Annotated in this window: 25 protein-coding genes, 1 other RNA gene and 1 pseudogene; 9 read left to right on the top strand and 18 right to left on the bottom strand. The window is 45.1% G+C overall.

Features of this window, described 5'->3' with window-relative positions; translation table 11 throughout:
• Positions 1–163: 163 nt before the first annotated feature.
• From ruvX to metK, 9 genes and pseudogenes are all read right to left on the bottom strand, one after another.
• Positions 164–592, bottom strand: coding sequence for a Holliday junction resolvase RuvX (gene ruvX, locus JQC93_RS16170; RefSeq protein ID WP_205159433.1), 429 nt, complete (start codon positions 590–592; stop codon positions 164–166).
• Positions 589–1,152, bottom strand: a complete 564-nt coding sequence (locus tag JQC93_RS16165) for a YqgE/AlgH family protein (protein ID WP_084883876.1) — start codon at positions 1,150–1,152, stop codon at positions 589–591. The genes ruvX and JQC93_RS16165 overlap by 4 nt, the downstream gene beginning before the upstream one ends.
• A gap of 20 nt (positions 1,153–1,172) precedes the next feature.
• Positions 1,173–2,126 (bottom strand): glutathione synthase, encoded by a 954-nt coding sequence (gene gshB / locus JQC93_RS16160; protein ID WP_205159432.1) that lies wholly within the window; start codon positions 2,124–2,126, stop codon positions 1,173–1,175.
• Positions 2,127–2,169: 43 nt separating this feature from the next.
• On the bottom strand, positions 2,170–2,901 hold the full coding sequence (rsmE, locus tag JQC93_RS16155) for a 16S rRNA (uracil(1498)-N(3))-methyltransferase (RefSeq protein ID WP_205159431.1): 732 nt from the start codon (positions 2,899–2,901) through the stop codon (positions 2,170–2,172).
• A gap of 184 nt (positions 2,902–3,085) precedes the next feature.
• Complete coding sequence (locus tag JQC93_RS20555) at positions 3,086–3,352, bottom strand: sunset domain-containing protein (protein ID WP_456243400.1); 267 nt, start codon at positions 3,350–3,352, stop codon at positions 3,086–3,088.
• A pseudogene (locus JQC93_RS16150) lies at positions 3,329–4,000 on the bottom strand (endonuclease); the annotation flags it as partial. The gene JQC93_RS20555 and the pseudogene JQC93_RS16150, both read right to left, overlap by 24 nt.
• Positions 4,001–4,072: 72 nt before the next feature.
• Complete coding sequence (locus JQC93_RS16145; protein WP_205159429.1) at positions 4,073–4,573, bottom strand: SprT family zinc-dependent metalloprotease; 501 nt, start codon at positions 4,571–4,573, stop codon at positions 4,073–4,075.
• 62 nt (positions 4,574–4,635) lie between these two features.
• Complete coding sequence (locus JQC93_RS16140; protein WP_205159428.1) at positions 4,636–5,433, bottom strand: DUF2189 domain-containing protein; 798 nt, start codon at positions 5,431–5,433, stop codon at positions 4,636–4,638.
• 292 nt (positions 5,434–5,725) lie between these two features.
• Positions 5,726–6,877: a methionine adenosyltransferase gene (gene metK / locus JQC93_RS16135; protein WP_084883885.1), complete on the bottom strand. Its 1,152-nt coding sequence runs from the start codon at positions 6,875–6,877 to the stop codon at positions 5,726–5,728.
• Between the two features lie 359 nt (positions 6,878–7,236).
• On the opposite strand from metK, the gene tkt reads away from it, so the two are divergent.
• Together tkt and JQC93_RS16125 are read left to right on the top strand one after the other, a co-directional pair.
• Positions 7,237–9,231, top strand: a complete 1,995-nt coding sequence (tkt, locus tag JQC93_RS16130; protein WP_205159427.1) for a transketolase — start codon at positions 7,237–7,239, stop codon at positions 9,229–9,231.
• Between the two features lie 60 nt (positions 9,232–9,291).
• Positions 9,292–9,639, top strand: coding sequence for a RidA family protein (locus JQC93_RS16125; protein ID WP_205159426.1), 348 nt, complete (start codon positions 9,292–9,294; stop codon positions 9,637–9,639).
• 109 nt (positions 9,640–9,748) lie between these two features.
• Here JQC93_RS16125 and JQC93_RS16120 read toward each other — a convergent pair whose 3' ends face one another.
• The 4 genes from JQC93_RS16120 to hisC all read right to left on the bottom strand — a co-directional run bounded on the left by JQC93_RS16120 (position 9,749) and on the right by hisC (position 14,298).
• Positions 9,749–10,435: a hypothetical protein gene (locus tag JQC93_RS16120; RefSeq protein ID WP_205159425.1), complete on the bottom strand. Its 687-nt coding sequence runs from the start codon at positions 10,433–10,435 to the stop codon at positions 9,749–9,751.
• Between the two features lie 19 nt (positions 10,436–10,454).
• Positions 10,455–12,056: a hypothetical protein gene (locus JQC93_RS16115; RefSeq protein WP_205159424.1), complete on the bottom strand. Its 1,602-nt coding sequence runs from the start codon at positions 12,054–12,056 to the stop codon at positions 10,455–10,457.
• A gap of 365 nt (positions 12,057–12,421) precedes the next feature.
• Positions 12,422–13,189: a transporter substrate-binding domain-containing protein gene (locus JQC93_RS16110; protein ID WP_205159423.1), complete on the bottom strand. Its 768-nt coding sequence runs from the start codon at positions 13,187–13,189 to the stop codon at positions 12,422–12,424.
• Positions 13,186–14,298, bottom strand: coding sequence for a histidinol-phosphate transaminase (hisC, locus tag JQC93_RS16105; protein ID WP_205159422.1), 1,113 nt, complete (start codon positions 14,296–14,298; stop codon positions 13,186–13,188). Before hisC ends, JQC93_RS16110 begins: the two co-directional genes overlap by 4 nt.
• Positions 14,299–14,426: 128 nt before the next feature.
• Between hisC and JQC93_RS16100 the strand changes: the two genes are divergently transcribed.
• The 6 genes from JQC93_RS16100 to JQC93_RS16075 all read left to right on the top strand — a co-directional run bounded on the left by JQC93_RS16100 (position 14,427) and on the right by JQC93_RS16075 (position 20,907).
• Positions 14,427–15,293, top strand: coding sequence for a LysR substrate-binding domain-containing protein (locus JQC93_RS16100; protein ID WP_205159421.1), 867 nt, complete (start codon positions 14,427–14,429; stop codon positions 15,291–15,293).
• A 91-nt stretch (positions 15,294–15,384) separates the two neighbouring features.
• Positions 15,385–16,413 (top strand): erythrose-4-phosphate dehydrogenase, encoded by a 1,029-nt coding sequence (epd, locus tag JQC93_RS16095; RefSeq protein ID WP_205159420.1) that lies wholly within the window; start codon positions 15,385–15,387, stop codon positions 16,411–16,413.
• A 145-nt stretch (positions 16,414–16,558) separates the two neighbouring features.
• Positions 16,559–17,722, top strand: a complete 1,164-nt coding sequence (locus JQC93_RS16090; RefSeq protein WP_084883895.1) for a phosphoglycerate kinase — start codon at positions 16,559–16,561, stop codon at positions 17,720–17,722.
• 149 nt (positions 17,723–17,871) lie between these two features.
• Entirely contained in the window at positions 17,872–18,948 is a 1,077-nt protein-coding gene (fbaA, locus tag JQC93_RS16085; protein ID WP_205159419.1) for a class II fructose-bisphosphate aldolase, read from the top strand.
• A gap of 252 nt (positions 18,949–19,200) precedes the next feature.
• Positions 19,201–20,037: a small-conductance mechanosensitive channel MscS gene (mscS, locus tag JQC93_RS16080; RefSeq protein ID WP_408068615.1), complete on the top strand. Its 837-nt coding sequence runs from the start codon at positions 19,201–19,203 to the stop codon at positions 20,035–20,037.
• Positions 20,038–20,220: 183 nt separating this feature from the next.
• Positions 20,221–20,907 (top strand): SIMPL domain-containing protein, encoded by a 687-nt coding sequence (locus JQC93_RS16075; RefSeq protein WP_205159417.1) that lies wholly within the window; start codon positions 20,221–20,223, stop codon positions 20,905–20,907.
• A gap of 79 nt (positions 20,908–20,986) precedes the next feature.
• On the opposite strand, the gene serA is transcribed toward JQC93_RS16075, so the two are convergent.
• From serA to JQC93_RS16050, 5 genes are all read right to left on the bottom strand, one after another.
• Complete coding sequence (gene serA, locus JQC93_RS16070) at positions 20,987–22,216, bottom strand: phosphoglycerate dehydrogenase (protein WP_205159416.1); 1,230 nt, start codon at positions 22,214–22,216, stop codon at positions 20,987–20,989.
• A gap of 225 nt (positions 22,217–22,441) precedes the next feature.
• Positions 22,442–23,098, bottom strand: a complete 657-nt coding sequence (rpiA, locus tag JQC93_RS16065) for a ribose-5-phosphate isomerase RpiA (RefSeq protein WP_205159415.1) — start codon at positions 23,096–23,098, stop codon at positions 22,442–22,444.
• A 69-nt stretch (positions 23,099–23,167) separates the two neighbouring features.
• A complete protein-coding gene (locus JQC93_RS16060; protein ID WP_236009614.1) occupies positions 23,168–23,782 on the bottom strand; it encodes a 5-formyltetrahydrofolate cyclo-ligase in 615 nt (204 codons plus the stop codon).
• A gap of 4 nt (positions 23,783–23,786) precedes the next feature.
• A non-coding RNA gene (gene ssrS, locus JQC93_RS16055) (6S RNA) lies at positions 23,787–23,972 on the bottom strand.
• On the bottom strand, positions 23,973–24,287 hold the full coding sequence (locus tag JQC93_RS16050; protein WP_084883904.1) for a cell division protein ZapA: 315 nt from the start codon (positions 24,285–24,287) through the stop codon (positions 23,973–23,975).
• A 283-nt stretch (positions 24,288–24,570) separates the two neighbouring features.
• Between JQC93_RS16050 and JQC93_RS16045 the strand changes: the two genes are divergently transcribed.
• Positions 24,571–25,149: a YecA/YgfB family protein gene (locus JQC93_RS16045; protein ID WP_205159414.1), complete on the top strand. Its 579-nt coding sequence runs from the start codon at positions 24,571–24,573 to the stop codon at positions 25,147–25,149.
• Positions 25,150–25,162 lie beyond the last annotated feature (13 nt).

The raw sequence follows: 25,162 nt of genomic DNA, 5'->3' as shown, positions 1-25,162 counted from the left end.
AACTGTTTTCAAATCTTATGGTTGGGTTTAAGCAATGATTGAAAGAGCTGACTATTTTGATTTATGAAAGTGTCAAAGTCACAGCAGGGGTGCTGCTGTGACTGTGTTCAAGGAATAAGCTCTGGGTGGAGTTGGCCGGATTAAACTTCAGTTAGAAAGTGTTTTAACTATCCCACAGAGACTCAAACCAACTTTCTAGAATCACCACGGCAGATTGGCAATCTACATTTCCTTTTGAAAGGGCTTTATAGCCGCCCATCTCAAACAGCTCTGAACGAGCTTCGGCAGTCGATAGTCGCTCATCGTGGAGCTCTACAGGTAACCCAAAGCGACCATGAAGCCGGTTGGCAAACTTTTTAGCGCGTGGGGTAATGGACTCTAGCGCTTTACCTTGAAGATCCGTTGGTAGCCCCACAACCAGTAAATCTGGTTGCCATTCTTTGATTTGTTGTTCAATGAGATCCCAGTTAGGGATCCCATCGTTGGCTTTAAACGCTTTTAGAGGACTCGCAGTACCGGTAACTTCTTGGCCTATGGCCGAGCCGATACTTTTGGTTCCAAAATCGAACGCCATAATGCTTCTAGAACTCATGCGTGACCAGACTCCGCAGATAGATTTGCAGCATCAATGCCGAGTTTTGTTAGCGCTTTACGCCAGCGTTCATCAATAGGTGTATCAAAGATGATGTCGTTGTCTGCTTCAATGCTTAACCAAGAGTTTTCTACCATCTCTTGTTCAAGTTGACCCGCTTCCCAACCCGAGTAGCCTAAAGCAACCAAGTACTGTTTAGGCTCCGCTTCTGTGCCCAATACGGTGAGAATATCTTTGGACGTTGTCATCGCAAGTCCATCTGTCATTTGAACACTGGACTGATAGTCATCTTTTGGTATGTGCAAAATGAAGCCACGGTCTTCAGACACTGGGCCACCATTAAGCACTTTCTGTTTTAAGCTATCGACTTTGATTTGTGGGTGGACAGGATCGACGTCCACCTGTTGCAGCATTTTTTCGACAGTCACATCGATAGGGGCGTTGATCATAATACCCATCGCACCTTCATCGTTGTGCTCACACACATAGATGACCGACTGCTTGAAGTAGGGATCAACCATGCTTGGCATCGCCACTAGAAAATGATTCTTTAAATTCATATCCCTCTCCTTTAAATCGATTAAGCCTTGGCGTTTACTCGACGTTCAATAGCATCCATCAATTTACCTGTGATGGATATATCAAATGCCGCTTCGATTTCGCGTATGCAGGTGGGGCTGGTGACGTTGATTTCAGTTAACTTATCACCAATCACATCCAAGCCAACAAAGATCAGTCCTTTCTCTTTAAGAGCAGGGGCGACAGCAAGTGCAATCTTTTTGTCGGTTTCGCTGAGCGGTCGAGCTTCGCCTCGTCCACCTGCCGCTAAGTTGCCACGCGTTTCGCCTTTGGCAGGGATTCTTGCTAGGCAGTAAGGCATTGGCTCGCCATCGACCACTAGAATACGCTTGTCACCGTTGCTTATGTCAGGAACGAAGGTTTGCGCCATTGCGTAGGTTTCACCGTGATTGGTCAGGGTTTCGATGATCACAGACACATTAGGATCGCCTTGTTTTACGCGGAAAATCGAAGAGCCACCCATACCATCTAGAGGTTTTAGAATTACGTCACCATGCTCAGCTTGAAATTGCTTAATTTTCTCAGCCTTACGGGTAACGATAGTCGTAGGTGTCAATTCTGGGAACCACGCGGTGAAGAGTTTTTCATTACAATCACGCAGGCTTTGTGGCTTGTTTACGATCAGAGAGCCTTGTTCTTCTGCGCGCTCAAGAATGTAGGTCGCATAGATGTACTCAGTGTCGAATGGAGGATCTTTGCGCATTAAAACCGCATCGAGTTCAGACAGTTCAATGGTTTGTTCCGAGGTAAATTCGTACCAACCATTGGGATCTTCTTTTAGAGTCACGACCTTAGTATCGGCAATAGCGACACCTTGCTCTAAGTGAAGATCGGCCATTTCCATATAGTGGATTTCATAACCACGACGCTGTGCTTCAAGCATCATTGCGAAGCTGGAATCTTTCTTAATATTGATGGACTGGATAGGGTCCATGACAATTCCAAGTTTTAACATTCTGTTCTCCTAAACTTAGGCCTGTGCCTAACAAAATCGGTCGTTATCCAAGATCGCCAAAGCGAACTTGTAGCGCTGTTATTGCCGTCAACGCAGCGGTCTCTGTTCTTAATACGCGAGGACCAAGCAAGGTTTCGCTAAATTGGTATTGCTCAGTCATCTCTATTTCTTGGGCAGATAACCCACCTTCAGGTCCAATTAAAAGACGTACTTTCTCTACTGGCTCGGGTAGGGTATTGATCGAGTATTGAGCGCGTGGATGCAAATTTAATTTTAGACCATCGTACTCTTCGGCGCACCATTGCTCGAGTTGCATTATTGGGCGGATCTCAGGAACGATATTGCGTCCACTCTGTTCACACGCGGCAATAGCGATCTTTTGCCATTGACTAAGCTTTTTTTCAAATCTCTTGGTATCGAGTTTAACTCCGCAGCGCTCTGAAATCAGAGGTGTAATGGTATTGACACCAAGCTCAACGGATTTTTGAATAGTAAATTCCATCTTATCGCCGCGAGAGACAACTTGCCCTAAATGAATGTCCAACGGAGATTCACTACTGCGAAGCGTTTTATCGGTGACGTCAACCAACACCTGCTTTTTAGTCACTTCGGTAATGGTGGCCGAGTACTGACACCCAGTACCGTCAAAGAGCTCTAACTGCTGGCCAACTTTCATTCTAAGAACTCGACCAACGTGCCCAGAGGCATCGTCACTTAACGGAAGTGAACCCAGTGTGTCAATTGGCTGGGGGTGATAGATACGTGGAATTCGCACATCAATATCCTTGCTTGTAACTTTACTCTCTAACATGGTCACAACTGAGACGAATTACAAGGAGTTTCAAGAAATTATCAGTCTATTCAACAGTAAAAATTGAAAGGTAGAAGGAGTAAGCTGATATCGAGCGGTACATTCAAAAAGGATGAAGCCTGGCTATGAGCGCCCGTTAAGGTGAGCGCTATCCTTTGCAGTTTCCTGCTTTACGATAACCCGCAGCTTTCGCTAATGCTTCAGAGTTAAAGTTGACAATGTTTTTGCTGCTTACTTGGTTGTAGCTTGGGCAACCTTCCGGTAAATGATAGACCTTAGAGTTTTTGTTTCCTCTAACCACAATTATCTCGTTAGACGATACCAGCTCTTTAACATTGGCTAGACCTTGTTGAGTGTTTTGGTGATCGAGTTGCCAGCGCTGCTCACCGGTAACAAATGGATTATTGTGGCCCATGATGCTGGACACTCGCTGGTCCTTTTCACGCTCCCATTCTGTCACAGGATAATCTTTGTCCCACTGCATAAGAAGTTGCTGCTGAGATTTAGACATGTTTAGCCCATAACGGTCGTACATGTAAAAATAAACGCGAGCGACTTGTCCTTTGACGTCATCTCGGGGTTCAGCTTGTCGTGTTTTAAAGTCGACTTTGAAGTCGCAAAGACCATACAGAGGTTGAGGCTGTGAAAACTGACTAAAATTGTAGTTAGAACGATCGCCATTCACTTCGCCAATGGTTGGGGTGAGGTTATGCATATCGGCTTCCATCACGGCGAAAACCGGATCATTTTTGACGCAGTTTTTTCGTCCACCGTCTTGCCAGCACTGTCTGGCGCGACCAAAGTTAGACGCAGGGACAATGTGCTCCCACTCTATTCTGTTTGCTCTGGTTTGTTGTTTTCTGACTTCATAGCCGCAACTGGCTAAGTCTGGGATGCCCTTCTTGCCTTGCCACTCAATATCGCAACCGCAGTAAAAGCTTTCGGCTTTATCTGCATAAATGCCCACAGCCAATCGCTTCGCTTGAGAAAAGGAAACCGGTGGTGCGGCACTTACTGTATAGGAAACAAGGATGGTAACTAAAAGGACAAATAAGCGATACATCGGCTAATCGTTTACAACTAAAGGGTGGCTTTAGTTTGAATTCTATCACTTAAGTTAAACTTGCGGCGAGTACTAACTCACGTGCTGGAGTTCATCGCCACATCGGGTGCAGCGATAGCGAGTTTGTTGACGGACTATTTTGTTATGTCGCCTAATGGTTAAATGATGCGTATCGCAACCACAGCGGTAGGCAAAGGTCTTACCCATAACATCAGTCACATCAAACTGGTGGCGTGTGTGTGCAGGTACTCCCAAGACTTCTTGCATCATATGCTGCCATTCTGGCCCATGAGGTCTGACTCGTCCATATAACGAATAAACCAGTAAATGTGCGATTTCATGGGGAATGACATCGCTATAAAACTCAGCCTCGTTTTGCACAAATAGCACTGGGTTTAGACGCAGTTGATTGAGATGCAAATACGCTTTACCCGCAGCACGCCCTCGAAGTTTAAAGCTGAATGTCGGTCGTTCAAATGAACGTTGAAAGTGCTGCTGTGCCTTTTGTATCTGTTGGCTTATGCAGTGCTCAATGTGCTCTAGTTGAGATTGCGCTGGCGATGGTAAATTCAAAAAAACGGCCTCTTATTAAGAGGCCGTAGTGTAACGTAAAGGAGTTGAACTATAAAAGCGCATTAGTAGGGTGGCGGTGTGGATTTTTTCTGTATCACTGCGTGGTACGCATGCCAAGTACCGTACCCTAATATTGGCATTGTTATGATCATACCAATGCCATAAGTTGCGAAGCCAATGAGTACACCACCGCAAATAATCGCCGTCCACACCAACATGGTTGCTGCGTTATTCTTAACGGCATTAAAGCTGGTGAATATTGCGGTCATCATGTCTACGCGGCGCTCTAGCATTAGCGGCATCGAAAATACCGATATGCTAAAAATAAATGTCGCCAATATAAAACCAACGACCGATCCCACAATGAGGAAAGGTGCAAACTCAGCTAATCCTGCGCCTTCAACTGGCGGATATAGAGCGTGTAATAGCGCCGCGATTCGCATCCAAAATATCATTGCGACCATCAACAACACGGCGAAGCCCCATTGTGAGGTTGAGTTTCTGGTTATGGCTTTTATGCTATGAGTAAGACTTGGTTTGCGGTTTTTCTCTCGCTGCCAACTGGCATCGTACAACCCTAGCGCTAAAAATGGGCCAATTAACATATACACAATCAAACTTGGCAGAATGACTAAGTGCGTTCCTTGGATGTGTACTAAGTACACAATACCTACAGCGGCTGCGGCAAAGCATATTCCGTAAAAGGCACTGATAATGGGTGAGCGAACTAGGTCATTCATTCCTAGCGCGAGCCAATGAAAGGGTTCGGTATACCCGACTTTATTACAAGGCAGAGTACGAGCGTACTCTTCACCCGGTTTCGATTTTTTAAAATCGTTCGGTTCTGCGGTACGAGGCATAAATCCTCCTGATTAATTCTCGTAGCAGTGGACGACAGCAATCGGCCACCATAAATTCCCCATAAAAAATAGGTGTTAATATTATGTAAATTATTATTACATCATGTTAACTATGAACCCAAATGAGGAAAACACAAATTTTTTACGGGAATAGTGCGCAAAAGAATCAAAGTCGTGTGTAGAAAAGAGATTTGGCCAGTTGAAGCGTATGAACCCAGAAGCTACATAGTTTAGTGCAGATAAAAAAACACCTCGCACTTGGCGAGGTGTTGGAAGTCATTATTTGGCGCTATTAAAGACCTGCGAATCCTTTTAGGATTTCTGCTTTGTCTGTCGCTTCCCATGGGAACTCTTCGCGACCAAAGTGACCGTAAGCTGCTGTCTTCTTATAAATAGGTTGAAGAAGATTTAGCATCTCTTGTAGGCCGTATGGGCGTAGATCGAAGTTTTGACGAACCGCTTCAATGATGATGTCGTGTGGCACTTTTTCTGTACCGAACGTTTCAACCATGATTGACGTTGGATCAGCAACACCGATAGCGTAAGAAAGTTGAATTTCACAACGGTCTGCAAGGCCAGCAGCAACAATGTTTTTAGCAACGTAACGTGCTGCATATGCGGCAGAACGGTCAACTTTTGAAGGATCTTTACCAGAGAATGCACCGCCACCGTGACGAGCTGCACCACCGTAAGTATCGACGATGATTTTACGGCCAGTAAGACCACAGTCACCCATAGGTCCGCCGATTACAAAGCGGCCAGTTGGGTTAATGAAGAAATTAGTCTCTTTGTTTAGCCATTCAGCAGGAAGTACCGGCTTGATGATCTCTTCCATTACCGCTTCACGCAAGTCTGGAGTCGAGATGCTGTCACAGTGTTGAGTAGACAGCACAACTGCATCGATACCAACAATTTTACCTTGGTCGTATTGGAAGGTAACTTGAGATTTAGCATCCGGACGCAACCATGGTAGTGTGCCGTTTTTACGAACTTCTGCTTGCTTTTGTACCAGCAAGTGAGAGTAAGTGATTGGCGCAGGCATCAATACTTCAGTTTCGTTAGTCGCGTAACCAAACATAATACCTTGGTCACCCGCGCCTTGATCTTTAGGATCGGCTTTATCAACACCTTGGTTAATGTCTGGCGATTGCTTACCAATGGTATTGAGTACTGCACAAGAGTCTGCGTCAAACCCCATGTCTGAATGAACGTAGCCGATTTCACGAACGGTTTCACGAGTAAGCTCTTCAATGTCTACCCATGCTGAAGTGGTGACTTCACCACCCACCATAACCATGCCGGTCTTAACGTACGTTTCACAGGCAACGCGTGCTTTTGGATCTTGTTCTAAGATCGCATCAAGTACCGCATCTGAAATCTGATCGGCAATTTTGTCGGGATGACCTTCTGATACTGACTCAGAAGTAAAAAGGTGCTTAGCCATGTTTGCTCCAATAAACAAATTTGGTCATAGGCAGTTTTAAAGACAAAACTGCCTATGTCATATTAGGTGTGTAGCTGTTTCTACATCTAGACGTCTATTCTATGTTTCGAAGTGTGAATTACAAGTCATTTTTTGATCTATGTGATAACCAAACGTTTGCGGTAGATCACATCCCAATTCAAACAAAAGTGGTGATTTTTAGAAAAAAAACTTCATTTGGTGCAGTTTGTAGGGGCAAAGCGATTGCACAGCCAATTGCCCTTTGCGACAATGTGGCAAATATTTCACCACCTTGATGTGGAGTGCAAGTTGAATCTTGCATCTTCCCGTCATTAACGCATACGCAATCAGGAGCAGACATGTCGTCTCGTAAAGAATTAGCCAACGCTATTCGCGCACTAAGCATGGATGGAGTACAACAAGCCAACTCAGGTCACCCAGGTGCACCTATGGGTATGGCTGATATCGCTGAAGTCCTTTGGCGTGATCATCTAAATCACAACCCAACCAACCCAGAGTGGTTTGACCGCGACCGATTTATTTTGTCGAACGGCCATGGCTCAATGCTTATTTACTCTCTATTGCACCTTTCTGGTTACGAGCTATCGATTGACGATCTGAAAAACTTCCGTCAATTGCACTCTAAAACTCCAGGTCACCCAGAGTACGGTTACGCCCCAGGCATCGAAACGACTACGGGTCCACTAGGTCAAGGCATCACCAACGCTGTTGGTATGGCATTGGCAGAGAAGTCTCTTGCGGCTCAATTTAACAAAGAAGGCCACGACATCGTTGACCACTACACTTATGCATTCATGGGTGATGGCTGTCTGATGGAAGGTATTTCGCACGAAGCGTGTTCTTTGGCAGGTACGCTTGGTTTGGGCAAGCTGATTGCATTTTGGGATGACAATGGCATCTCTATCGACGGTCACGTTGAAGGTTGGTTCTCTGACGACACTCCTAAGCGTTTTGAAGCGTACGGCTGGCACGTAATTCCTGCTGTTGACGGTCACGATCCTGAAGCTATTAACGCCGCTATCGTTGCTGCAAAAGCGGATCCACGTCCAACGATTATCTGTACTAAGACCATCATTGGTTTTGGTTCTCCTAATAAAGCCGGTTCACACGACTGTCACGGTGCACCACTTGGCCAAGACGAAATTAAAGCGGCACGTGAGTTCCTTGGTTGGGAACACGGTCCATTTGAAATCCCAGCTGACGTATACGGCGAGTGGGATGCAAAAGAGTCTGGTAAAGCTAAAGAAGCTGCATGGGATGAGAAGTTTGCTGCGTATGCTGCTGCTTACCCAGAGCTTGCATCTGAATACAAACGTCGCATGAGTGGTGAGCTTCCTGCTCAGTGGGAAGAAAAAACGGCTCAAATTATTGCTGATCTTCAAGCAAACCCAGCGAACATCGCGTCTCGTAAAGCATCACAAAATGCGCTTGAAGCTTTCGGTCAAATGCTACCTGAATTCATGGGCGGCTCTGCTGACTTGGCACCTTCAAACCTCACTATGTGGTCTGGTTCTAAATCACTGAGTGCTGATGATGCATCGGGCAACTACATCCACTACGGTGTGCGTGAGTTCGGTATGACGGCTATCATGAACGGCCTTGCACTGCACGGCGGTTACGTACCTTACGGTGCAACATTCCTTATGTTTATGGAATACGCACGTAACGCAATGCGCATGGCTGCTTTGATGAAGATTCAAAACATCCAAGTCTACACGCACGACTCTATCGGTCTTGGTGAAGATGGTCCAACTCACCAACCGGTTGAGCAAATGGCATCACTTCGCGTAACACCAAACATGAGCACATGGCGTCCATGTGACCAAGTAGAATCTGCAGTAGCATGGAAACTGGCTATCGAGCGTAAAGACGGTCCTACCGCTCTTATTTTCTCTCGCCAAAACCTTGCTCAACAAGATCGCGATGCGGCGCAAGTTGCCGACATTGCAAAAGGTGCTTACATCCTTAAAGATTGCGCAGCTAAGCCAGAGCTAATCTTGATTGCAACAGGTTCAGAAGTTGAACTAGCGGTTAATGCAGCAGACAAGCTTACTGCCGAAGGTAAGCAAGTACGTGTTGTTTCAATGCCATCAACAGATGCATTTGACAAGCAAGACGCAGCATACCGTGAGTCAGTACTTCCGTCTGACGTGACTGCGCGTATTGCCATTGAAGCGGGCATTGCAGATTACTGGTATAAGTACGTTGGTTTTGACGGCCGCATTATCGGTATGACAACATTTGGCGAATCTGCACCAGCAGGTCAGCTATTCGAAATGTTTGGCTTTACCGTTGAAAACGTTGTTAACACAGCAAACGATCTACTTGCGTAGTTCTTATTAAGATAAATCGTTAGCCGGGCATATAGCCCGGCTTTTTTAGGAATAAACAAAATGATTGAACGCCAAGAAACTAAGGCTCGTATGAGTCGTATTGTTAAACATAACGGCACCATTTACCTGTGTGGCCAAGTGTGCGCCGATGCGACCAAAGACGTTACTGAGCAAACCCAAACCATGCTCGATAAAGTAGACGCACTGCTGATTCAAGCAGGAAGCGATCGAAACCATATGCTCTCAGCCACGATTTACATTAAAACTATGGACGATTTTCAAGCCATGAATGCGGTATGGGATGCGTGGGTTCCAGAAGGTCATGCTCCAGCTCGTGCTTGTGTTACGGCGGATATGGCTCGAGAAGAGTTGTTGGTGGAAATTTCTGTTATTGCAGCAGAGAAATAAGGCCAATTAGAATCTATCTTAGTGACATAAAATAAGAAAGGTGCTGGAGTTTATCCCAGCACCTTTTCGGTTGTGCAGTAAAGTGAGCTATCGTGCACTTTACTCTGACTTAATCACGAGTCAATATCACCACACTGTTTTCAACTTCGCGCATACCATCGTTTTCATTGAAGTACGAAAGACTGTATATCACGCTACCGTCACCTGAAACTTTAAATTGCTCGGTATCATCTGGATCACCGTCAAACACAATAGTGACGATGCCGGTTGAGTCATCGACAGACCAGGTACTGCTTGGTGCTGCTTCATTCCAGCTATCTGAGTAGGTTTGCATGTCATTACTATAGCTAGGACAGGTTTCAGCTTGATAGTCTGTACATGCCCCAACAAGCAGGCCTTCACTCTCAGACTCTTGTCCCATATCGTTGGTAATTGTACCGTCGCTTTCGAATGTCATGGTCACTTGCCCGCCACCCTTCAAAAAGCGGACAGCATATGGAGAAGTGAACCCGTCTCCAGAATTATTCACCATGCTGCCGGTATCAAAATCGTCGTCACCGAAGTAACCGAAGTAGATAAATTGACCAGAATAGGTATTGCCACCAATCATTTCACTGAACGTGGCATTAATACCTAATCGTGCTTCAAGTACTGCAATACGATTTTCCAATGCTGTGAAGTTTTCGTTCATTTCGGCCGCTACTATAGCGTCACCGGCAGTAAAAGTATTGGGTACTGCTAACGCTGGTAGTGCCAATCCTGCACTGATGGCAGCAATAAGAATTTGCTTTTTCATAGTTTCTTCCTTAAATCATTTATTGGAACGTTGCACCGCTATCCCAGGTTGAGTCATCCCATACCCCGGTGCCCGCTTCGCCATTTGGTGTTTCGTCAGCATTGTCGCCGATACCATCGTTGTCACTATCCGCATGCTCTGTTGGATCGTTAGGGAAAGCATCAACGTCATTTTCATAACCGTCATTGTCAGTATCATTTGGATACAGGTCATTTAGGTAGTCGATCCCATCGTTATCAAAGTCACCCGCTAAGGTATCGTCGTTAGGGAAGAGATCATCTACATCGTTAACGCCATCATTGTCGTCATCGAGGTCGGCAACATCACCTGTACCGTCGTTATCGGCGTCGGCATGCTCTGTTGGATCATTAGGGAAAGCATCAACGTCATTTTGATGGCCATCATTGTCAGTATCATTAGGGTATTGGTCGTCTAAGAAGTCGATACCATCACTATCAAAATCACCCGCAAGTTGGTCATTGTTAGGGTAGAGGTCGATATCATCATTTACGCCGTCATTATCGTCATCAAGATCGGCCACATCACCTGTACCGTCACCATCGCTATCACTGTGCTCGGTTGGATCTAGAGGGAATGCATCAACGTTATTTTCATAACCATCGTTATCAGTATCATTTGGGTATTGATCGTCTAAGAGGTCGATGCCATCGTTATCAAAGTCACCCGCCTTGTCGTCTTGATAAGGGAATTGGTCAACGTCATCATTGACACCGTCGTTGTCGTCATCGAGATCGGCATCGTCTCCTGTATCATCGCCGTCAAAGTCGGCATACTCTGCAGGGTTGTTGGGGAATTTATCGAGCTCATCTGGCACACCATCATTATCAGTGTCTGTCGCTCCAACAGGAGTGTCGAGTGCATCACCCACAGAATCGTAATCCATACTTCCGTTGCTGGATTCAACTTGGTCGATTTTTTTGTTGATTTCAGCGTTGACGACTTGAACAATTTTTACAAACGGCGAACTGTCACTGTCTTCTTCTAGAATTGCAGCTAACTCTGAGGAGTCCTCTGGAAGGGCTTGTGATAGCACCAAGTTCTCTGCAGCATACGCTGCTGCCGCTTGGTTATCTGCAATGAAGTCTCCTAACACATCATCACTATCGATACCTAATTGTTGAGCAACACTTGATAGCGCTTGTTGCTTTTTCTGTTCTATCTCAGAAGGAGTTTCAGAGCCATCGAGTGATTGCTCAAGGAGTACATTTACTAAAGTAGAAAGTGGCGTTACTTTGTCTTCGCCAGGTGGGGCGGACATAACATAATCTGAAGTCACAAGTCCTTGGTCTTCATCCTCTGTTTGTCCTGCAATTGCGCGAACAATGACCGGGTAGTTTTGTGGGTTAGTTACATTAGAAACGTCCAACTCTGCCACACCGCCCGCGCCAGACGTAGCACTGGGTTCGTCTGGGTCTTTTATACTATTTTTATTGAGGTCTAGCCAAACCTCAGCATTTCGCAGATAGCCGTCAATTGCGGTTACGCTATATGTACTAGTTTGAGTCGATGTATCGCCGGAGGCTCCACCGGAGTCTCCACACCCTGAAAGTACAAGCGAACCACTGAGACCAAGCGCGATGGCTATTTGGTTTTTTTTCATATCAGCGTTCCGTGTTAAATGAAAAGTACAATTGTTAGCTCAACACAACCCTGTAAATAATTGTGTCAATATGTAATCAATTGTATCTAGTTCATTATAGGTGCGTTACATACTTATTTACTAGACGGTAAGTTCACACAAAATGAGTGGCTATTAGAAATCCAATCTATGTCAATGATTTATGTAAGGTTATAAGTGGGAGAGATGTTCAAAAATGTGAAGTGAGTATAGTGAAGGCTTGTGCAACTATGAGGCATTGAGGAAAGTTAAGAGTTTAGCTATCTGTTGTGAATGTCTTAAACACAAAAAAAGCGAGCAAATTCTGCCCGCTTTGTAGCTTCATGACGTTGTTATTTTATCTTGTTCTAGTCACCGTATATGTCGAAGGTGAAGTATTTACTGGCAATCTTGTCGTAAGTACCATTGGCACGAATGGCAATTATCGCCTGATTAAACTTCTCTGCCAGTTGCTTATCTTGCTGACGTAGCGCCAGTGCCGTTCCTTCACCAATGTATTCTTTGTCGGTAACGGCTTCGCCTTTAAACTCAAACCCTTTGCCTTGGTCTTTCTCCAAGAACGCTAATAGAAGCTGGTCGGCGTTACCAAAGGTGTAGTCTAAACGGCCATTTTGCATGTCGATGTATACTTCGTCTTGTCCGCTGTATCGTTTAATTTCGGCGACGTCACCAAACTTATCGGTCACGTAACGGTCGTGAATTGTTCCACCTTGAACACCAATGACTTTGTCTTTTAGAGCATCGATGGAAATGCCATCTGAGACGTCATTAGCGGCAACAAAACGTGCAGGTGTTTGATAGTATTTGTTGGTAAACAGTACCTTTTTCTTACGATCTTCTGTTATGCGCATCGATGCCATGATCACATCAGATTTGCGAGACAGTAAGCTTGGAATCAGCGCATCCCAACCTTGTGATACCCATACACACTCAAGTTGAGCTTCTTCGCACAATGCATCTGCGATTTCAATGTCAAACCCTACAGGTTTGCCACTGCTATCTTTGTAGTTAAATGGTGGGTAAGTAAAGTCTGACGCCAGCCTTACTTCTTTCGCTATTACAGAGGTAGAGAGTAGGGTTGCGGCTGCAATTATGACTGAGAGATACTTATTCATTGTTCAACTCGTCCTTGTTGTAAGTAGTGTTGATTATATTGAGCAATCAGTGTTTCAACCAATTGCATTGAGGTGTCACTACCTATGGTGATCCTGACATGATCGCGTAAAGCGGGCTCGTGATCTTGATTACGGGTCACAACGCCGTGCTGTTTTAGAAACTCAAACAGCGAAAGGGGCGAGCGGGAGTGAAGTAAAACGAAGTTGGTGTGCGAATCGACAATCTTGTCGATAACCTCCAACTGCTTAATGGATTCGATAAAGCGTTGCTTGGTAACGAGTAGCGCCTTTGTCGCGTCGAGCATTTTTTGAATGCCCGCATCCGAAAGTGCAGCTAAGCCGATAGTTGCTGCGCAGTCTGGAATTGGGTACGGGGCAATAAGGCGCTCGATTATGCTCATGACTTGAGGTGATGCGATGATAAACCCAAGGCGGGTTGCCGCTAGAGAAAATGCTTTTGACAGTGTGCGTATTACCACTAAATTCGGGTAGTCAGCTATTAATCCAACAGCGGAAGAGCTTTCACTAAACTCTATGTAAGCTTCATCGACGACGACTAACGCTTGGCCATCGACTTGTTTGAGTAACTGTTCAATGGACTCTATGGAATGTGCATTGCCCGTTGGGTTGTTGGGGTTGCAGACAAAAATGACTTTGCTTGTTGCTGCCTGTTGCGCCAAGGCTTCAGTATTGAGGGAGAATTGCTCAGTTAATGGAACGTCAATACAGTCAATATAAAAGGCATCGGCACAAAACTGATACATCGCATAAGTAGGCGAGCTAATGACAATGCTGTCTTTTTGCGGCTGACAAAAGCTACGAATGATCAGATCGATCGCCTCATCAGCGCCCCTTACTGCAACAACGGGGTGTGTGGTTTGAGCGTACTGCTGATAGGCACTGGCCAATGTCTGTGGCAAAAAGTCGGGGTAGCGGTTTTCTTCGCTCTGTTGACCAAAATCGATGGCGTGTTCTAGTTCATTGGCATTTAGCCATACATTACCTTCTCCACCAATTCGCCTTGCAGATTGGTATGGTATTAACTTTTGTATTGCCTTAGGCGCTAGTGAAGCCGGGTTTCTTGGAGTTTGGCTAGAGTCGCTGTGCATTATTACTCACAAATAGTACGTTAAGATGAGATTAATTTGTTATCTGATGCATAATTTATGGTGATGTTGCTTTTGTGACCATAGAAAAAATGGCATTCTATCCATGACTTTTTTTAATGGATAATGATTTGGAACGTCTCCCCTCAACAAAAAGCTTACAGGTGTTTGTCGTCGTAGCAGAGCTGCTTAACTTCACTCATGCGGCAGAGCAACTTAATATGACGCAAGGCGCTATTAGTCGGCAGATATTATCTTTAGAAGAGCAGATGGGAGTGAGCTTATTTGAGCGGCTTACCCGCAGGCTTAAATTGACACCATCGGGTTACGTGTTTTTACAGTACGCACAAAGAGCGATCATCGAACTACAATTAGCCAAAAGTGCATTATCAAACACTCAAAATACGGTGCGAATTTGTGCGCCAAGCTGCATCAGTAGCTGGCTTTTACAGAAAATAGCCGGCTTTCAACAGCGTTTTCCTGATCACGAAGTGGAGTTAACCGCTACTACTAAACACACCAGTGTGGCTGATCTTAATCACTTTGATTTGTGGGTTCGTTACAGTGAACATGAACAATTGCCGCCATACTACTCCCGATTGCTGTTTGCAGAAAAGCTGTCACCCGTGGTATCTCCTGCAATGTGGCAAGGTGGTCAGCCGGACGTTGAGCAACTTACTGGATTAACTTGGTTGCACCCAAGCGCTGAGCATAAGGACTGGAAGTTGTGGTTGGCGAAAACCCTTGGAAACAGCGTGCTCAGTCAAGCCAATCAACATTTTGCTACTTTAGACCAAGCGGTGAACGCTGCGATTGGCGGCTTCGGGGTTGCAATGGGAGATGTTGAGCTCGCTCGTAGAGATATTGAGCTGGGTCGATTAATACAACCTTTTGAGGCGACGGTCAGTTCTGGAAAAAGCTACTACATTTCTTCTCTTACTCAGCACAGTCGCTCTGCCGTTGAGCAGTTCGAGCAGTTTTTACTCGAGAGCAGTTAACGCCTAAACTACCGCAAATGGCTATTTTATTTTGCATCACCCTGCGGTTGGTTTAAGGTACACACTAAAATTTGAGTCATTGAGTAGAAAGATGTTAAGAGTTGCCATAAATGGATTTGGTCGCATTGGTCGAAACGTACTAAGAGCGCTTTACGAAAGTGGGAAAAACCACCAAATACAAGTGGTGGCAGTAAACGAATTGGCGCAACCCGATGCGATGGCTCATTTACTTCAATATGACTCAAGCCACGGTCGATTTTCCCATAAAGTGGATAACACCCAAGAGCATCTTTACATAAAGGCACATGATGGCAGCCAAGATGAAATTCGCATTTTACACCTGGCTGATATCGACCTTTTGCCCTGGCGCGACCTAAACGTCGATATCGTTTTAGACTGTACTGGTGTGTTTGGCTCGCAAGCAGACGGGCAAAAGCACATTCAGGCTGGTGCGAAGAAAGTACTTTTTTCACACCCGGGCGCAAACGATCTGGATAACACCATTATTTATGGTGTAAACCATACGACATTGAGAGCGGATCACAACGTGGTCTCTAATGGATCATGCACCACTAACTGTATAGTGCCAGTGATAAAATTGCTTGATGATGCCTTTGGTATTGAGTCGGGTACGATCACTACGATCCACGCATCAATGAATGATCAGCAAGTGATCGATGCCTACCACCCTGACCTTCGAAGAACTCGCAGTGCGAGTCAATCGATCATTCCCGTGGATACAAAATTACACAAAGGCATCGAAAGAATATTTCCGAAATTTTCCAACAAATTTGAGGCCATTTCGGTTCGTGTACCCACTGTTAACGTCACTGCGATGGATTTAAGCGTTACCTTAGCTACAAAAGTGAAAGTTAATGACATAAATCAAACCATTTTAGAGGCGTCTCAGGTTACATTACAGTCTATTGTTGACTATACTGAAAAGCCGCTCGTCTCCATCGATTTTAATCACGATCCGCACAGCGCGATTGTGGACGGTTCCCAAACCCGAGTCAGTAACGAAACACTGGTAAAGATGTTGGTTTGGTGTGACAACGAGTGGGGCTTTGCCAACCGAATGTTGGACACTGCAATTGCGATGGACAATGCAGAAAAGTAGCAGGAAAACTTTTTGCTTTTGGGTTATATTTCACAGGTTGAAATAAATATAAGTCGTCCCCATACAAAGCATATAGAATCAGTTTCAATGACTCAGCACACTGCTGGGCTACAGCTTTAAAAAACTTTAATGTAGAGGAAGAAACATGTCTGTAATTAAAATGACCGACCTTGATCTGGCTGGCAAACGCGTTTTCATTCGCGCTGACCTAAACGTACCAGTAAAAGACGGTAAAGTGACCTCTGACGCACGTATCCTTGCGTCTCTGCCAACCATCAAAACGTGCCTAGAAGCTGGCGCAAAAGTAATGGTTACTTCTCACCTAGGTCGTCCAACTGAAGGTGAATACGCAGAAGAGTTCTCTCTACAGCCTGTAGTTAACTACCTTAACGATGCACTAGACTGCGACGTTAAACTTGCTAAAGATTACCTAGACGGTCTTGAGCTAAACACTGGTGAATTGGTCGTTCTTGAAAACGTTCGCTTTAACAAAGGCGAGAAGAAGAACGAAGAAGAGCTTTCTAAGAAGTACGCAGCACTATGTGACATCTTCGTAATGGACGCATTTGGTACGGCTCACCGTGCTCAAGCATCTACACACGGTGTAGGTACTTACTCTCCAGTTGCTTGTGCAGGTCCTCTACTTGCCGCCGAGCTTGAAGCTCTAGGCAAAGCAATGGATAACCCAGAGCGCCCACTTGTTGCTATCGTTGGTGGTTCAAAAGTATCAACTAAACTTACTGTGCTTGAGTCGCTTTCTAAAGTTGCTGACCAATTGGTTGTGGGTGGCGGTATCGCAAACACCTTTATTGCAGCTGAAGGTCACAACGTAGGTAAGTCTCTTTACGAAGCTGACCTTGTTGAAACTGCTCAGAAGCTAATGAAAGAGTGTTCTATCCCAGTAGCCACTGACGTAGCTTGTGCAAAAGCGTTTGATGAAAATGCAGAAGCAGAAATCAAAAACGTTGCTGACGTACAAGACGATGACATGATTTTCGACCTAGGCCCTGATTCAACAGCGGTACTAGCGGACATCATTGCTAACGCAAAAACTATCCTTTGGAATGGCCCAGTTGGTGTATTCGAATTCAAAAACTTCGAAGCGGGTACTGCAGGTATTTCTAAAGCAATCGCTGACTCTGCAGGTTTCTCTGTTGCAGGTGGCGGTGACACACTAGCTGCTATCGACAAGTTCGGTATCAAAGCTGACGTTTCTTACATCTCTACCGGTGGTGGAGCTTTCCTTGAGTTTGTTGAAGGTAAGGTACTTCCTGCAGTAGCGATGCTTGAAGAGCGCGCAAAAGCTTAACTTTTTAAGGGCGAGAAGGAATTCTCGCCCTTTTGTTATTTTAGGTTTGCCGCGTAATAGTGAGTTCGGGATTATCCTGTGCTAGACTTTGCGCAACTTTTAAGCAAGCCGCTTTATTTTAAATTAACGACAGAAATAGGATGACTTCCATGTCTAAGATCTTTGATTTCGTAAAACCAGGTGTAATCTCTGGTGACGACGTACAGAAAGTATTTGAAGTAGCAAAAGAGAACAAGTTCGCACTTCCAGCAGTAAACGTTGTAGGTACTGACTCTGTAAACGCAGTACTTGAAGCAGCAGCTAAAGTTAAATCTCCAGTTGTTGTTCAGTTCTCTAACGGCGGCGCAGCGTTCTTTGCAGGTAAAGGCGTTAAACTAGAAGGTCAAGGTGCACAAATCCTTGGTGCTGTAGCGGGTGCTAAGTACGTTCACGCTGTAGCTGAAGCTTACGGTGTTCCAGTAATCCTACACACTGACCACGCAGCTAAGAAACTTCTTCCTTGGATCGATGGACTACTAGACGCGGGTGAAGAGTTCTTCGCTCAAACTGGTAAGCCTCTATTCTCTTCTCACATGCTAGACCTTTCTGAAGAGTCTCTAGAAGAGAACATCGAAACTTGTGCTAAGTACCTAGAGCGCATGGCTAAAATGAACATGACCATCGAAATCGAACTTGGTTGTACTGGTGGTGAAGAAGACGGCGTAGATAACTCTGATATGGACGCATCTGAGCTTTACACTTCTCCTGAAGACGTAGCATACGCTTACGAGAAACTAATGGCTGTTAGCCCACGTTTCACAATCGCTGCTTCTTTCGGCAACGTACACGGTGTTTACCAAGCGGGTAACGTTGTTCTTACTCCAACTATCCTACGCGACTCTCAAGCATACTGTGCAGAGAAGTTCGGTATTGCACCTAACGCTCTAAACTTCGTATTCCACGGTGGTTCGGGTTCTTCTGAAGAAGAAATCCAAGAGTCTATCGGCTACGGTGTTATCAAAATGAACATCGATACTGATACACAGTGGGCAACTTGGGACGGTATCCGTAAGTACTCTGCTGAGAACTTCGATTTCCTACAAGGCCAAATCGGTAACCCAACTGGCGACGCTGCACCAAACAAGAAATACTACGATCCACGCGTATGGCTACGTGCTGGTCAAGCGTCAATGGTTGCTCGTCTAGAGAAAGCATTTGCTGACCTAAACGCTGTAGACGTTCTTTAATACGAAAGTCTAATTTATGAAAAACCTGCCAATTGGCAGGTTTTTTTTTATTTGTACGCTTACGCTTTGTTTTCAATTTGTATATAGTTGTTTGCGCTGTAGTTATAGCTACTGGTCTGTTGAGTTCACATCTTTTGTATTTGTCATTAACTGTCTAGCAGGCCATGTAAAACGTTTATACCAAATATTGTTTAGGGAAGAATCATGTCTGAAGAAACCGTTGTACCAGAACCCGTAGAGCCGGTTACCCCAATGGATGTTGTCGATACTGTCGCCGATGCCACTACCTGGGTAACTGATAACTCTGATTTATTGATTGGCTATGGCGTCAACATCATTACCGCCATTCTTATTCTTCTCATTGGTAATCTTGTTGCTAAAGGCGTAGGCCGTAGCATTGGTAAGCTACTGACTAAACGTAAACTGGATCCAGCCGTTGTTGAATTTTTATCAGCGATGGTTCGTTACCTACTGTTTGTTATTTTCCTCATCGCAGCGCTTGGTCGCATCGGAGTGCAAACCGCGTCAGTGGTTGCTGTAATTGGTGCTGCAGGTTTAGCGGTTGGTCTTGCTCTGCAAGGTTCATTGTCTAACTTTGCTGCGGGTGTATTAATTGTTGGCTTTAGACCGTTTAAGTCTGGTGATTACGTCGAAGTCGGTGGTGTTGCTGGTTCAGTAGAAGCGATTCAAATCTTCCAAACAGTACTTAAGTCGCCTGATAACAAGATGGTTGTTGTACCTAATGCGGCAGTCATTGGCGGAGCAATTACTAACTACTCTCGACATGATACTCGACGGATCGATCACGTCATCGGTGTTTCATACTCGGCCGATCTTAAAAAGACCAAAGAAGTGATCCACAAAATTCTTGAGGCGGACGAGCGTATTCTTAAAGAGCCTGGAATCCAAATTGGTGTTGTGGCGCTTGCTGATTCGTCGGTTAACTTCGTGGTACGCCCTTGGGTTCGCACCGAGGATTACTGGAATGTTTACTTTGATACCTTGCAGGCAATTAAAGAAGGTTTAGACGGCGAAGGAATTGAAATTCCATTCCCGCAAATGGATGTTCACTTGAACAAGCCAGAGTAATTTTCAATAGATTGCTTAAGAAATATGAAACGCACCTCAATAGGTGCGTTTTTGCTTTTTGGGCATAATTAGAATGGCTTCGGCACTAATCGGAGTTTGAGTGGTCAATATAGTAGTAAGCTTTGCTAATTAAGCGCTCGTTGATAAAGGCGATACAGCGTGAATCTAAATAAAGGAATCAGTATGTTGAAAGTTTGGTGGGTTATTGCGGCGCTATGGGCGGGAAGTGCTTTGGCAGCAGATGTTGATTTTCCACACGTCGTTGTCACAGGTTATGGTGAAGTGAATGCCAAACCCGATCACGCAGAGATTTCGGTAAAGGTAGTCGAAAGCAATGTGGATGCGCAGAAGGCGAAACAGGTGGTGGATAAGGTTGTGGCTGATTTTACTCAGCGCATTGTAAACCAAGGCATATCGTCGGATCACATCGATAGCGCCAATATCAGTTTACGTCCTGAGTATCATCGAACTGAAAGCGGCAAAACCGAAACCATTGGTTATCGCGCAACTCGCACAGTAAAAGTTACGGTCAAAGACTTGAGTAAACTGGATGCCTTACTAAGCGATGCGTTAGGGGAGGGGATCAACAGTATTGATTATGTGAAACTAATGGTGTCTGAAGAGCAGAGTTACCGAGAGCTTGCTCGAATGGCGGCCATTAGAGATGCCAATCAAAAGGCCGCGTCACTTGCTGCAGGCTTTGAGCGTGAACTTGGGGATGTCTGGCAGGTCAATTACCAGCACCGAGGCCCAATTAGAGCCAGTGTTAGCGAGCATGTCGCTCTCGATTCAGCACGCAACACCAAAGATTATACCGATGCCACAATAAGCATTAGTGACGATGTACAGGTAATCTATCAGCTGAACTAATGTCATTAAATCGCTACAAAAAAAGCCACTTCTGATAGAAGTGGCTTTTGTACAATTAGTGTCGGATCGAACAGCAGAATTAGTGAAGAATTCGAGCTCGAATTGTTCCTTCAATTTGCTTAAGTTTCGCCAACGCTTCTTCAGAACGCGAAGTCTCGACATCAATCACTACATAACCAATGTCACTGCTTGTTTGCAGATGCTGACCCGCGATGTTAATACCTTCGGTTGCAAAGATGGTGTTAATTTGCGTAAGGATACCAGGACGGTTCTCGTGAATGTGCAATAGACGCGAACAATCGCTATGCTGAGGGAGTGATACTTCTGGGAAGTTCACACTCGATAGTGTAGAACCATTGTCTGAGTATTTTGCTAGCTTACCCGCAACTTCAACGCCAATATTTTCTTGAGCTTCTTGAGTCGAACCGCCAACGTGAGGAGTTAAGATCACATTGTCGTATTGCATCAACGGAGATTCAAATGGGTCTGAGTTGGTCGCAGGCTCAACAGGGAACACGTCAACAGCAGCACCAGCAATATGTCCACTTTGCAGTGCATCACATAGTGCAGGAATATCGACAACGGTGCCACGAGCCGCATTGATAAAGATTGCACCAGGCTTCATTAGAGCAAACTGCTCGGCGCCCATCATGTCCTTAGTTTCTTTGGTCTCAGGAACGTGCAATGAGATAACGTCACACTTGTTAAGTAGCTCGGCCATAGTGGCAACTTGAGTGGCGTTACCAAGGGTAAGTTTATTTTCGATGTCATAGAAGTAGACACGCATACCTAGGTTCTCAGCTAAAATACTCAGCTGGGTACCAATGTGTCCATAACCAATAATACCAAGACGCTTACCACGCGCTTCGTAAGAGTGATCTGCGCTTTTCTTCCACACTCCGCGATGTGCAAGGGCATTTTTTTCTGGGACGCCGCGCAATAGCAGCAGCGTTTGACCCAATACCAACTCAGCAACACTACGAGTGTTAGAGAAAGGTGCGTTAAAGACTGGAATACCGCGTTTAGCTGCTGAGGCTAGGTTTACCTGGTTGGTTCCAATACAAAAACACCCAACAGCAACCAGTTTATTGGCTGCTGCAAACACTTCTTCGGTGAGGTTAGTGCGCGAGCGAATACCAATAAAATGAACGTCTTTTACTGCTTCTAGCAGTTCTTCCTCAGCAAGTGAGCCTTTATGGTATTCAATGTTTGAATAACCTGCGGCCTCTAGTACTTCTACAGATGAAGGGTGAACACCTTCTAAAAGCAGTATTTTAATCTTTTCTTTGGGCAGTGAAACTTTGCTCATGGCTTGTCATCCTTAAACCTTGCTGAATACCTGTTGCAGGCAATGTGTATTTGCTATGCGCTATCGCGCAATCGTTTTTATTGTATTTATTGTGACCAATAAATTATCAGAAAAATGAAGTGATGGGTAAGAAAATTACGAAAAAAACACGCTTTTTCTGTTTTCAAACTACAAAAAACGGCGCAATTAGCGCCGTTTGAAAGTCAAATACAGTTTTTAATCGAATTACTCTTCGATCTTAGCACCTTGTGGGGTACCTGTGATAACTACATCGGCGCCGCGATGTGCAAACAAACCTACAGTTACTACGCCTGGAAGAGCATTAATTTTGTCTTCTAGATCTTTAGGGTTGGTGATCGAAAGGCCATATACATCGATAATGATGTTGCCGTTATCGGTAACTACGCCTTCACGATAAGCAGGATCGCCGCCCAGTTTTACTAATTCGCGACCAACAAAAGAGCGCGCCATTGGAATCACTTCGACTGGGAGTGGGAATTGTCCTAAAACGTCTACCGCTTTTGTGTCGTCAACAATACAAATGAATTTGTCAGCAATTGCCGCAACAATTTTTTCGCGAGTGAGGGCTGCGCCACCACCTTTGATCATCTCTTTATCTGCATTGATCTCGTCTGCGCCGTCGACATAGACGTCCAGTCCACCGACTTCGTTACAATCAAATACAGGAATTTCAAGTTCTTCTAAACGCTTAGTAGAAGCTTCTGAGCTCGATACAGCGCCTTTAATTTCTTCTTTTATGCTACCAAGAGCATCAATGAAATGATTTACCGTTGAACCGGTACCAACCCCAACAATGCTGTTTGGCTCTACGTATTTTAGAGCGGCCCAGCCAGCTTCTTTTTTCATTTCGTCTTGAGTCATGCTTATCTCCAGTAGCGTCAATAATGGTGTGTAGCTTGTTGCGGCAAGATTATAGCAGCCTATGCGTGATTACCAACGCCAAATTTTGCTGGGAGTCACAATACAAGGTAATGGAACGTCCCAAGACTCTGTAGGCAGCTTTTCTACGTGTTGACAATGATGAGCAAGCCCGAGTGCCATTGGGCCAGTAGTCGTGTGTAGAAACGGCGCTAACGTACGGTCATAATAGCCACCGCCCATGCCGATGCGGTGTCCATTGTTATCGAAGCCAACCAGTGGCGTTGCAATAAGGTCAATGGTTGCAACAGGTACGATGGATAACTGATTGAGTGCTGGCTCAGCAATGTTGTATTGGTTTATGCGCATTGGTGTTGATGGCGTGTACTCCAAAAACAACAACTGTCCCGTAGAAAATGGATGCAGCACCGGAACGCACACCCGCTTGCCGTGATCCCAACACCACTGAATCAAGTTTTGGGTGTTGATCTCTCCATCAAAGCTAAGATAAAGGGCGATGGTCGACGCGTTTACCCATTCATCGACCTTCAGTAAGGTGTCGAGTAATTGGTGTGCATCATCTTGCTGCTGTTGCTCGGACAGTTGATTACGCCGAGCTCGAATGACTTGTCTGAACTCTGTTCGAGTCATGCCTGTATGTAAAGGCGTTGACGAGTGATTAATCATGAAAGGGAACCCCAGAGTGCCGTTGCGGATGTGTGGCCCTTGAACCAGCTGGTTCAAGGCGGATCAGCAATAATAACCGTAGGCTTCTCGGTACTAGCCAAGCTTGCTCAATAGCTACTAAATACTAACCCTTAGGTATTGCTTATCGGCTCAGGGACTTGCATCCAACTGACGAACACCCCAGGGAAATTTATTCGTTTGACTCTTTCCGTGTCACATTGTTTAAAGCCGCATCCAGCTGCTGACTCCATTGTGCCATTTTGTTTTCGATACTGTCCAGCTCTGTCGTGCTGACTTTTTGTGATTCGAGTAATTCATAGCATGCGTTTAGCGCAGCAATGGTTAAGAGCTTTTCAGCGTTTAACACTTGAGTTTTTTCAGACATCGATTTCAATCGACGATCCAATTCCTTGGCGGCGTTAATTAGGGCTTGTTCTTGTCCCGGAGGACAGGCTACCCGAGTCAGTTTCCCCAGAATTTCTACTTCGACCGCTTGATTACTCATTAATGAATCACTCATTCTCTTAAGAGGGTTGGACAAATCTCCGTTGCCACAGCTTTCGAACTATAGAAAATGCGATTCTAAGATTCAAGCTTTTCACTTCTGAAGTGAGGCATTTGGGGTCTATACAGTGATATTTTGTTCAACTTGCCTATTACTCAGCCAATTTATTTGCTCATTATCGAAAGACTTATCACCAAAGCAAATAAACGCTAAGCGACGGTTTTCCAACACTTTGGTGAACATGATAGGATAGCGAGTACAATTTCGTAGTGAGACTATCAACATGAGCGCAACTTCTCTCCCTCCTTATCAGCAGATTGCTCAAGAGCTATCGCAGCAATCGTTAGCGGTCACGCCGGCTGAAATGCAAGGGCTTCTAATCGGAATGATTTGTGGAGGCGTGACAACGTCTGAAGCAACCTGGCAGCCGATGTTGTTCGATTACACAAACGACGGGATGGGCTGGCCTATGTCAGCGCTTAACTACGCGAACACAGTGTTTGATTTTGCCTCTAACGAGCTCGGAGATGGAAGTTTTGAGTTGTCAATGTTGCTTCCTGATGGGGACGATTTAATGACCTATGCTGATGCGGTAACAGAGTGGGTGAATCACTTTATTTCTGGTGTCGGCTTAGCCAATGCGAAACTCAATAAACTCCCAGCCGACGTAAAAGAAGCAATGGGCGACCTAGAGGAAATTTCGAAGCTGGGCATCGATGAAAACGATGATCTCGAAGAACAAGCGGACTTGCTGGAACAAGTACTAGAGCACGTTAAAGCGTGTGTCTTGACTGTCTACGTTGAGCTCGCTCGCCAAACCAAGCCCAGCATAAAATCAAATTCTAAGCCAAAATTGCATTAAGGAAGAGTTCTGA

This window comes from Vibrio ulleungensis (assembly GCF_016900875.1).
GTDB classification, from domain to species: domain Bacteria; phylum Pseudomonadota; class Gammaproteobacteria; order Enterobacterales; family Vibrionaceae; genus Vibrio; species Vibrio ulleungensis.
Note: the sequence above shows the minus strand (reverse complement) of the source record. Positions and strands in the feature narration are given on the sequence as shown.

What these genes read in the sequence shown, in the direction of transcription:
- JQC93_RS16120 (WP_205159425.1), bottom strand. Translation starts at nt 10,435, where the DNA reads ATGAAAAAGCAAATTCTTATTGCTGCCATCAGTGCAGGATTGGCACTA.
- gshB (WP_205159432.1), bottom strand. Translation starts at nt 2,126, where the DNA reads ATGTTAAAACTTGGAATTGTCATGGACCCTATCCAGTCCATCAATATT.
- JQC93_RS20555 (WP_456243400.1), bottom strand. Translation starts at nt 3,352, where the DNA reads ATGGGCCACAATAATCCATTTGTTACCGGTGAGCAGCGCTGGCAACTC.
- epd (WP_205159420.1), top strand. Translation starts at nt 15,385, where the DNA reads ATGTTAAGAGTTGCCATAAATGGATTTGGTCGCATTGGTCGAAACGTA.
- JQC93_RS16090 (WP_084883895.1), top strand. Translation starts at nt 16,559, where the DNA reads ATGTCTGTAATTAAAATGACCGACCTTGATCTGGCTGGCAAACGCGTT.
- JQC93_RS16060 (WP_236009614.1), bottom strand. Translation starts at nt 23,782, where the DNA reads ATGATTAATCACTCGTCAACGCCTTTACATACAGGCATGACTCGAACA.
- mscS (WP_408068615.1), top strand. Translation starts at nt 19,201, where the DNA reads ATGGATGTTGTCGATACTGTCGCCGATGCCACTACCTGGGTAACTGAT.
- metK (WP_084883885.1), bottom strand. Translation starts at nt 6,877, where the DNA reads ATGGCTAAGCACCTTTTTACTTCTGAGTCAGTATCAGAAGGTCATCCC.
- fbaA (WP_205159419.1), top strand. Translation starts at nt 17,872, where the DNA reads ATGTCTAAGATCTTTGATTTCGTAAAACCAGGTGTAATCTCTGGTGAC.
- JQC93_RS16140 (WP_205159428.1), bottom strand. Translation starts at nt 5,433, where the DNA reads ATGCCTCGTACCGCAGAACCGAACGATTTTAAAAAATCGAAACCGGGT.
- JQC93_RS16115 (WP_205159424.1), bottom strand. Translation starts at nt 12,056, where the DNA reads ATGAAAAAAAACCAAATAGCCATCGCGCTTGGTCTCAGTGGTTCGCTT.
- ruvX (WP_205159433.1), bottom strand. Translation starts at nt 592, where the DNA reads ATGAGTTCTAGAAGCATTATGGCGTTCGATTTTGGAACCAAAAGTATC.
- hisC (WP_205159422.1), bottom strand. Translation starts at nt 14,298, where the DNA reads ATGCACAGCGACTCTAGCCAAACTCCAAGAAACCCGGCTTCACTAGCG.
- JQC93_RS16165 (WP_084883876.1), bottom strand. Translation starts at nt 1,152, where the DNA reads ATGAATTTAAAGAATCATTTTCTAGTGGCGATGCCAAGCATGGTTGAT.
- serA (WP_205159416.1), bottom strand. Translation starts at nt 22,216, where the DNA reads ATGAGCAAAGTTTCACTGCCCAAAGAAAAGATTAAAATACTGCTTTTA.
- tkt (WP_205159427.1), top strand. Translation starts at nt 7,237, where the DNA reads ATGTCGTCTCGTAAAGAATTAGCCAACGCTATTCGCGCACTAAGCATG.
- JQC93_RS16075 (WP_205159417.1), top strand. Translation starts at nt 20,221, where the DNA reads ATGTTGAAAGTTTGGTGGGTTATTGCGGCGCTATGGGCGGGAAGTGCT.
- JQC93_RS16045 (WP_205159414.1), top strand. Translation starts at nt 24,571, where the DNA reads ATGAGCGCAACTTCTCTCCCTCCTTATCAGCAGATTGCTCAAGAGCTA.
- JQC93_RS16110 (WP_205159423.1), bottom strand. Translation starts at nt 13,189, where the DNA reads ATGAATAAGTATCTCTCAGTCATAATTGCAGCCGCAACCCTACTCTCT.
- rpiA (WP_205159415.1), bottom strand. Translation starts at nt 23,098, where the DNA reads ATGACTCAAGACGAAATGAAAAAAGAAGCTGGCTGGGCCGCTCTAAAA.
- JQC93_RS16050 (WP_084883904.1), bottom strand. Translation starts at nt 24,287, where the DNA reads ATGAGTAATCAAGCGGTCGAAGTAGAAATTCTGGGGAAACTGACTCGG.
- JQC93_RS16125 (WP_205159426.1), top strand. Translation starts at nt 9,292, where the DNA reads ATGATTGAACGCCAAGAAACTAAGGCTCGTATGAGTCGTATTGTTAAA.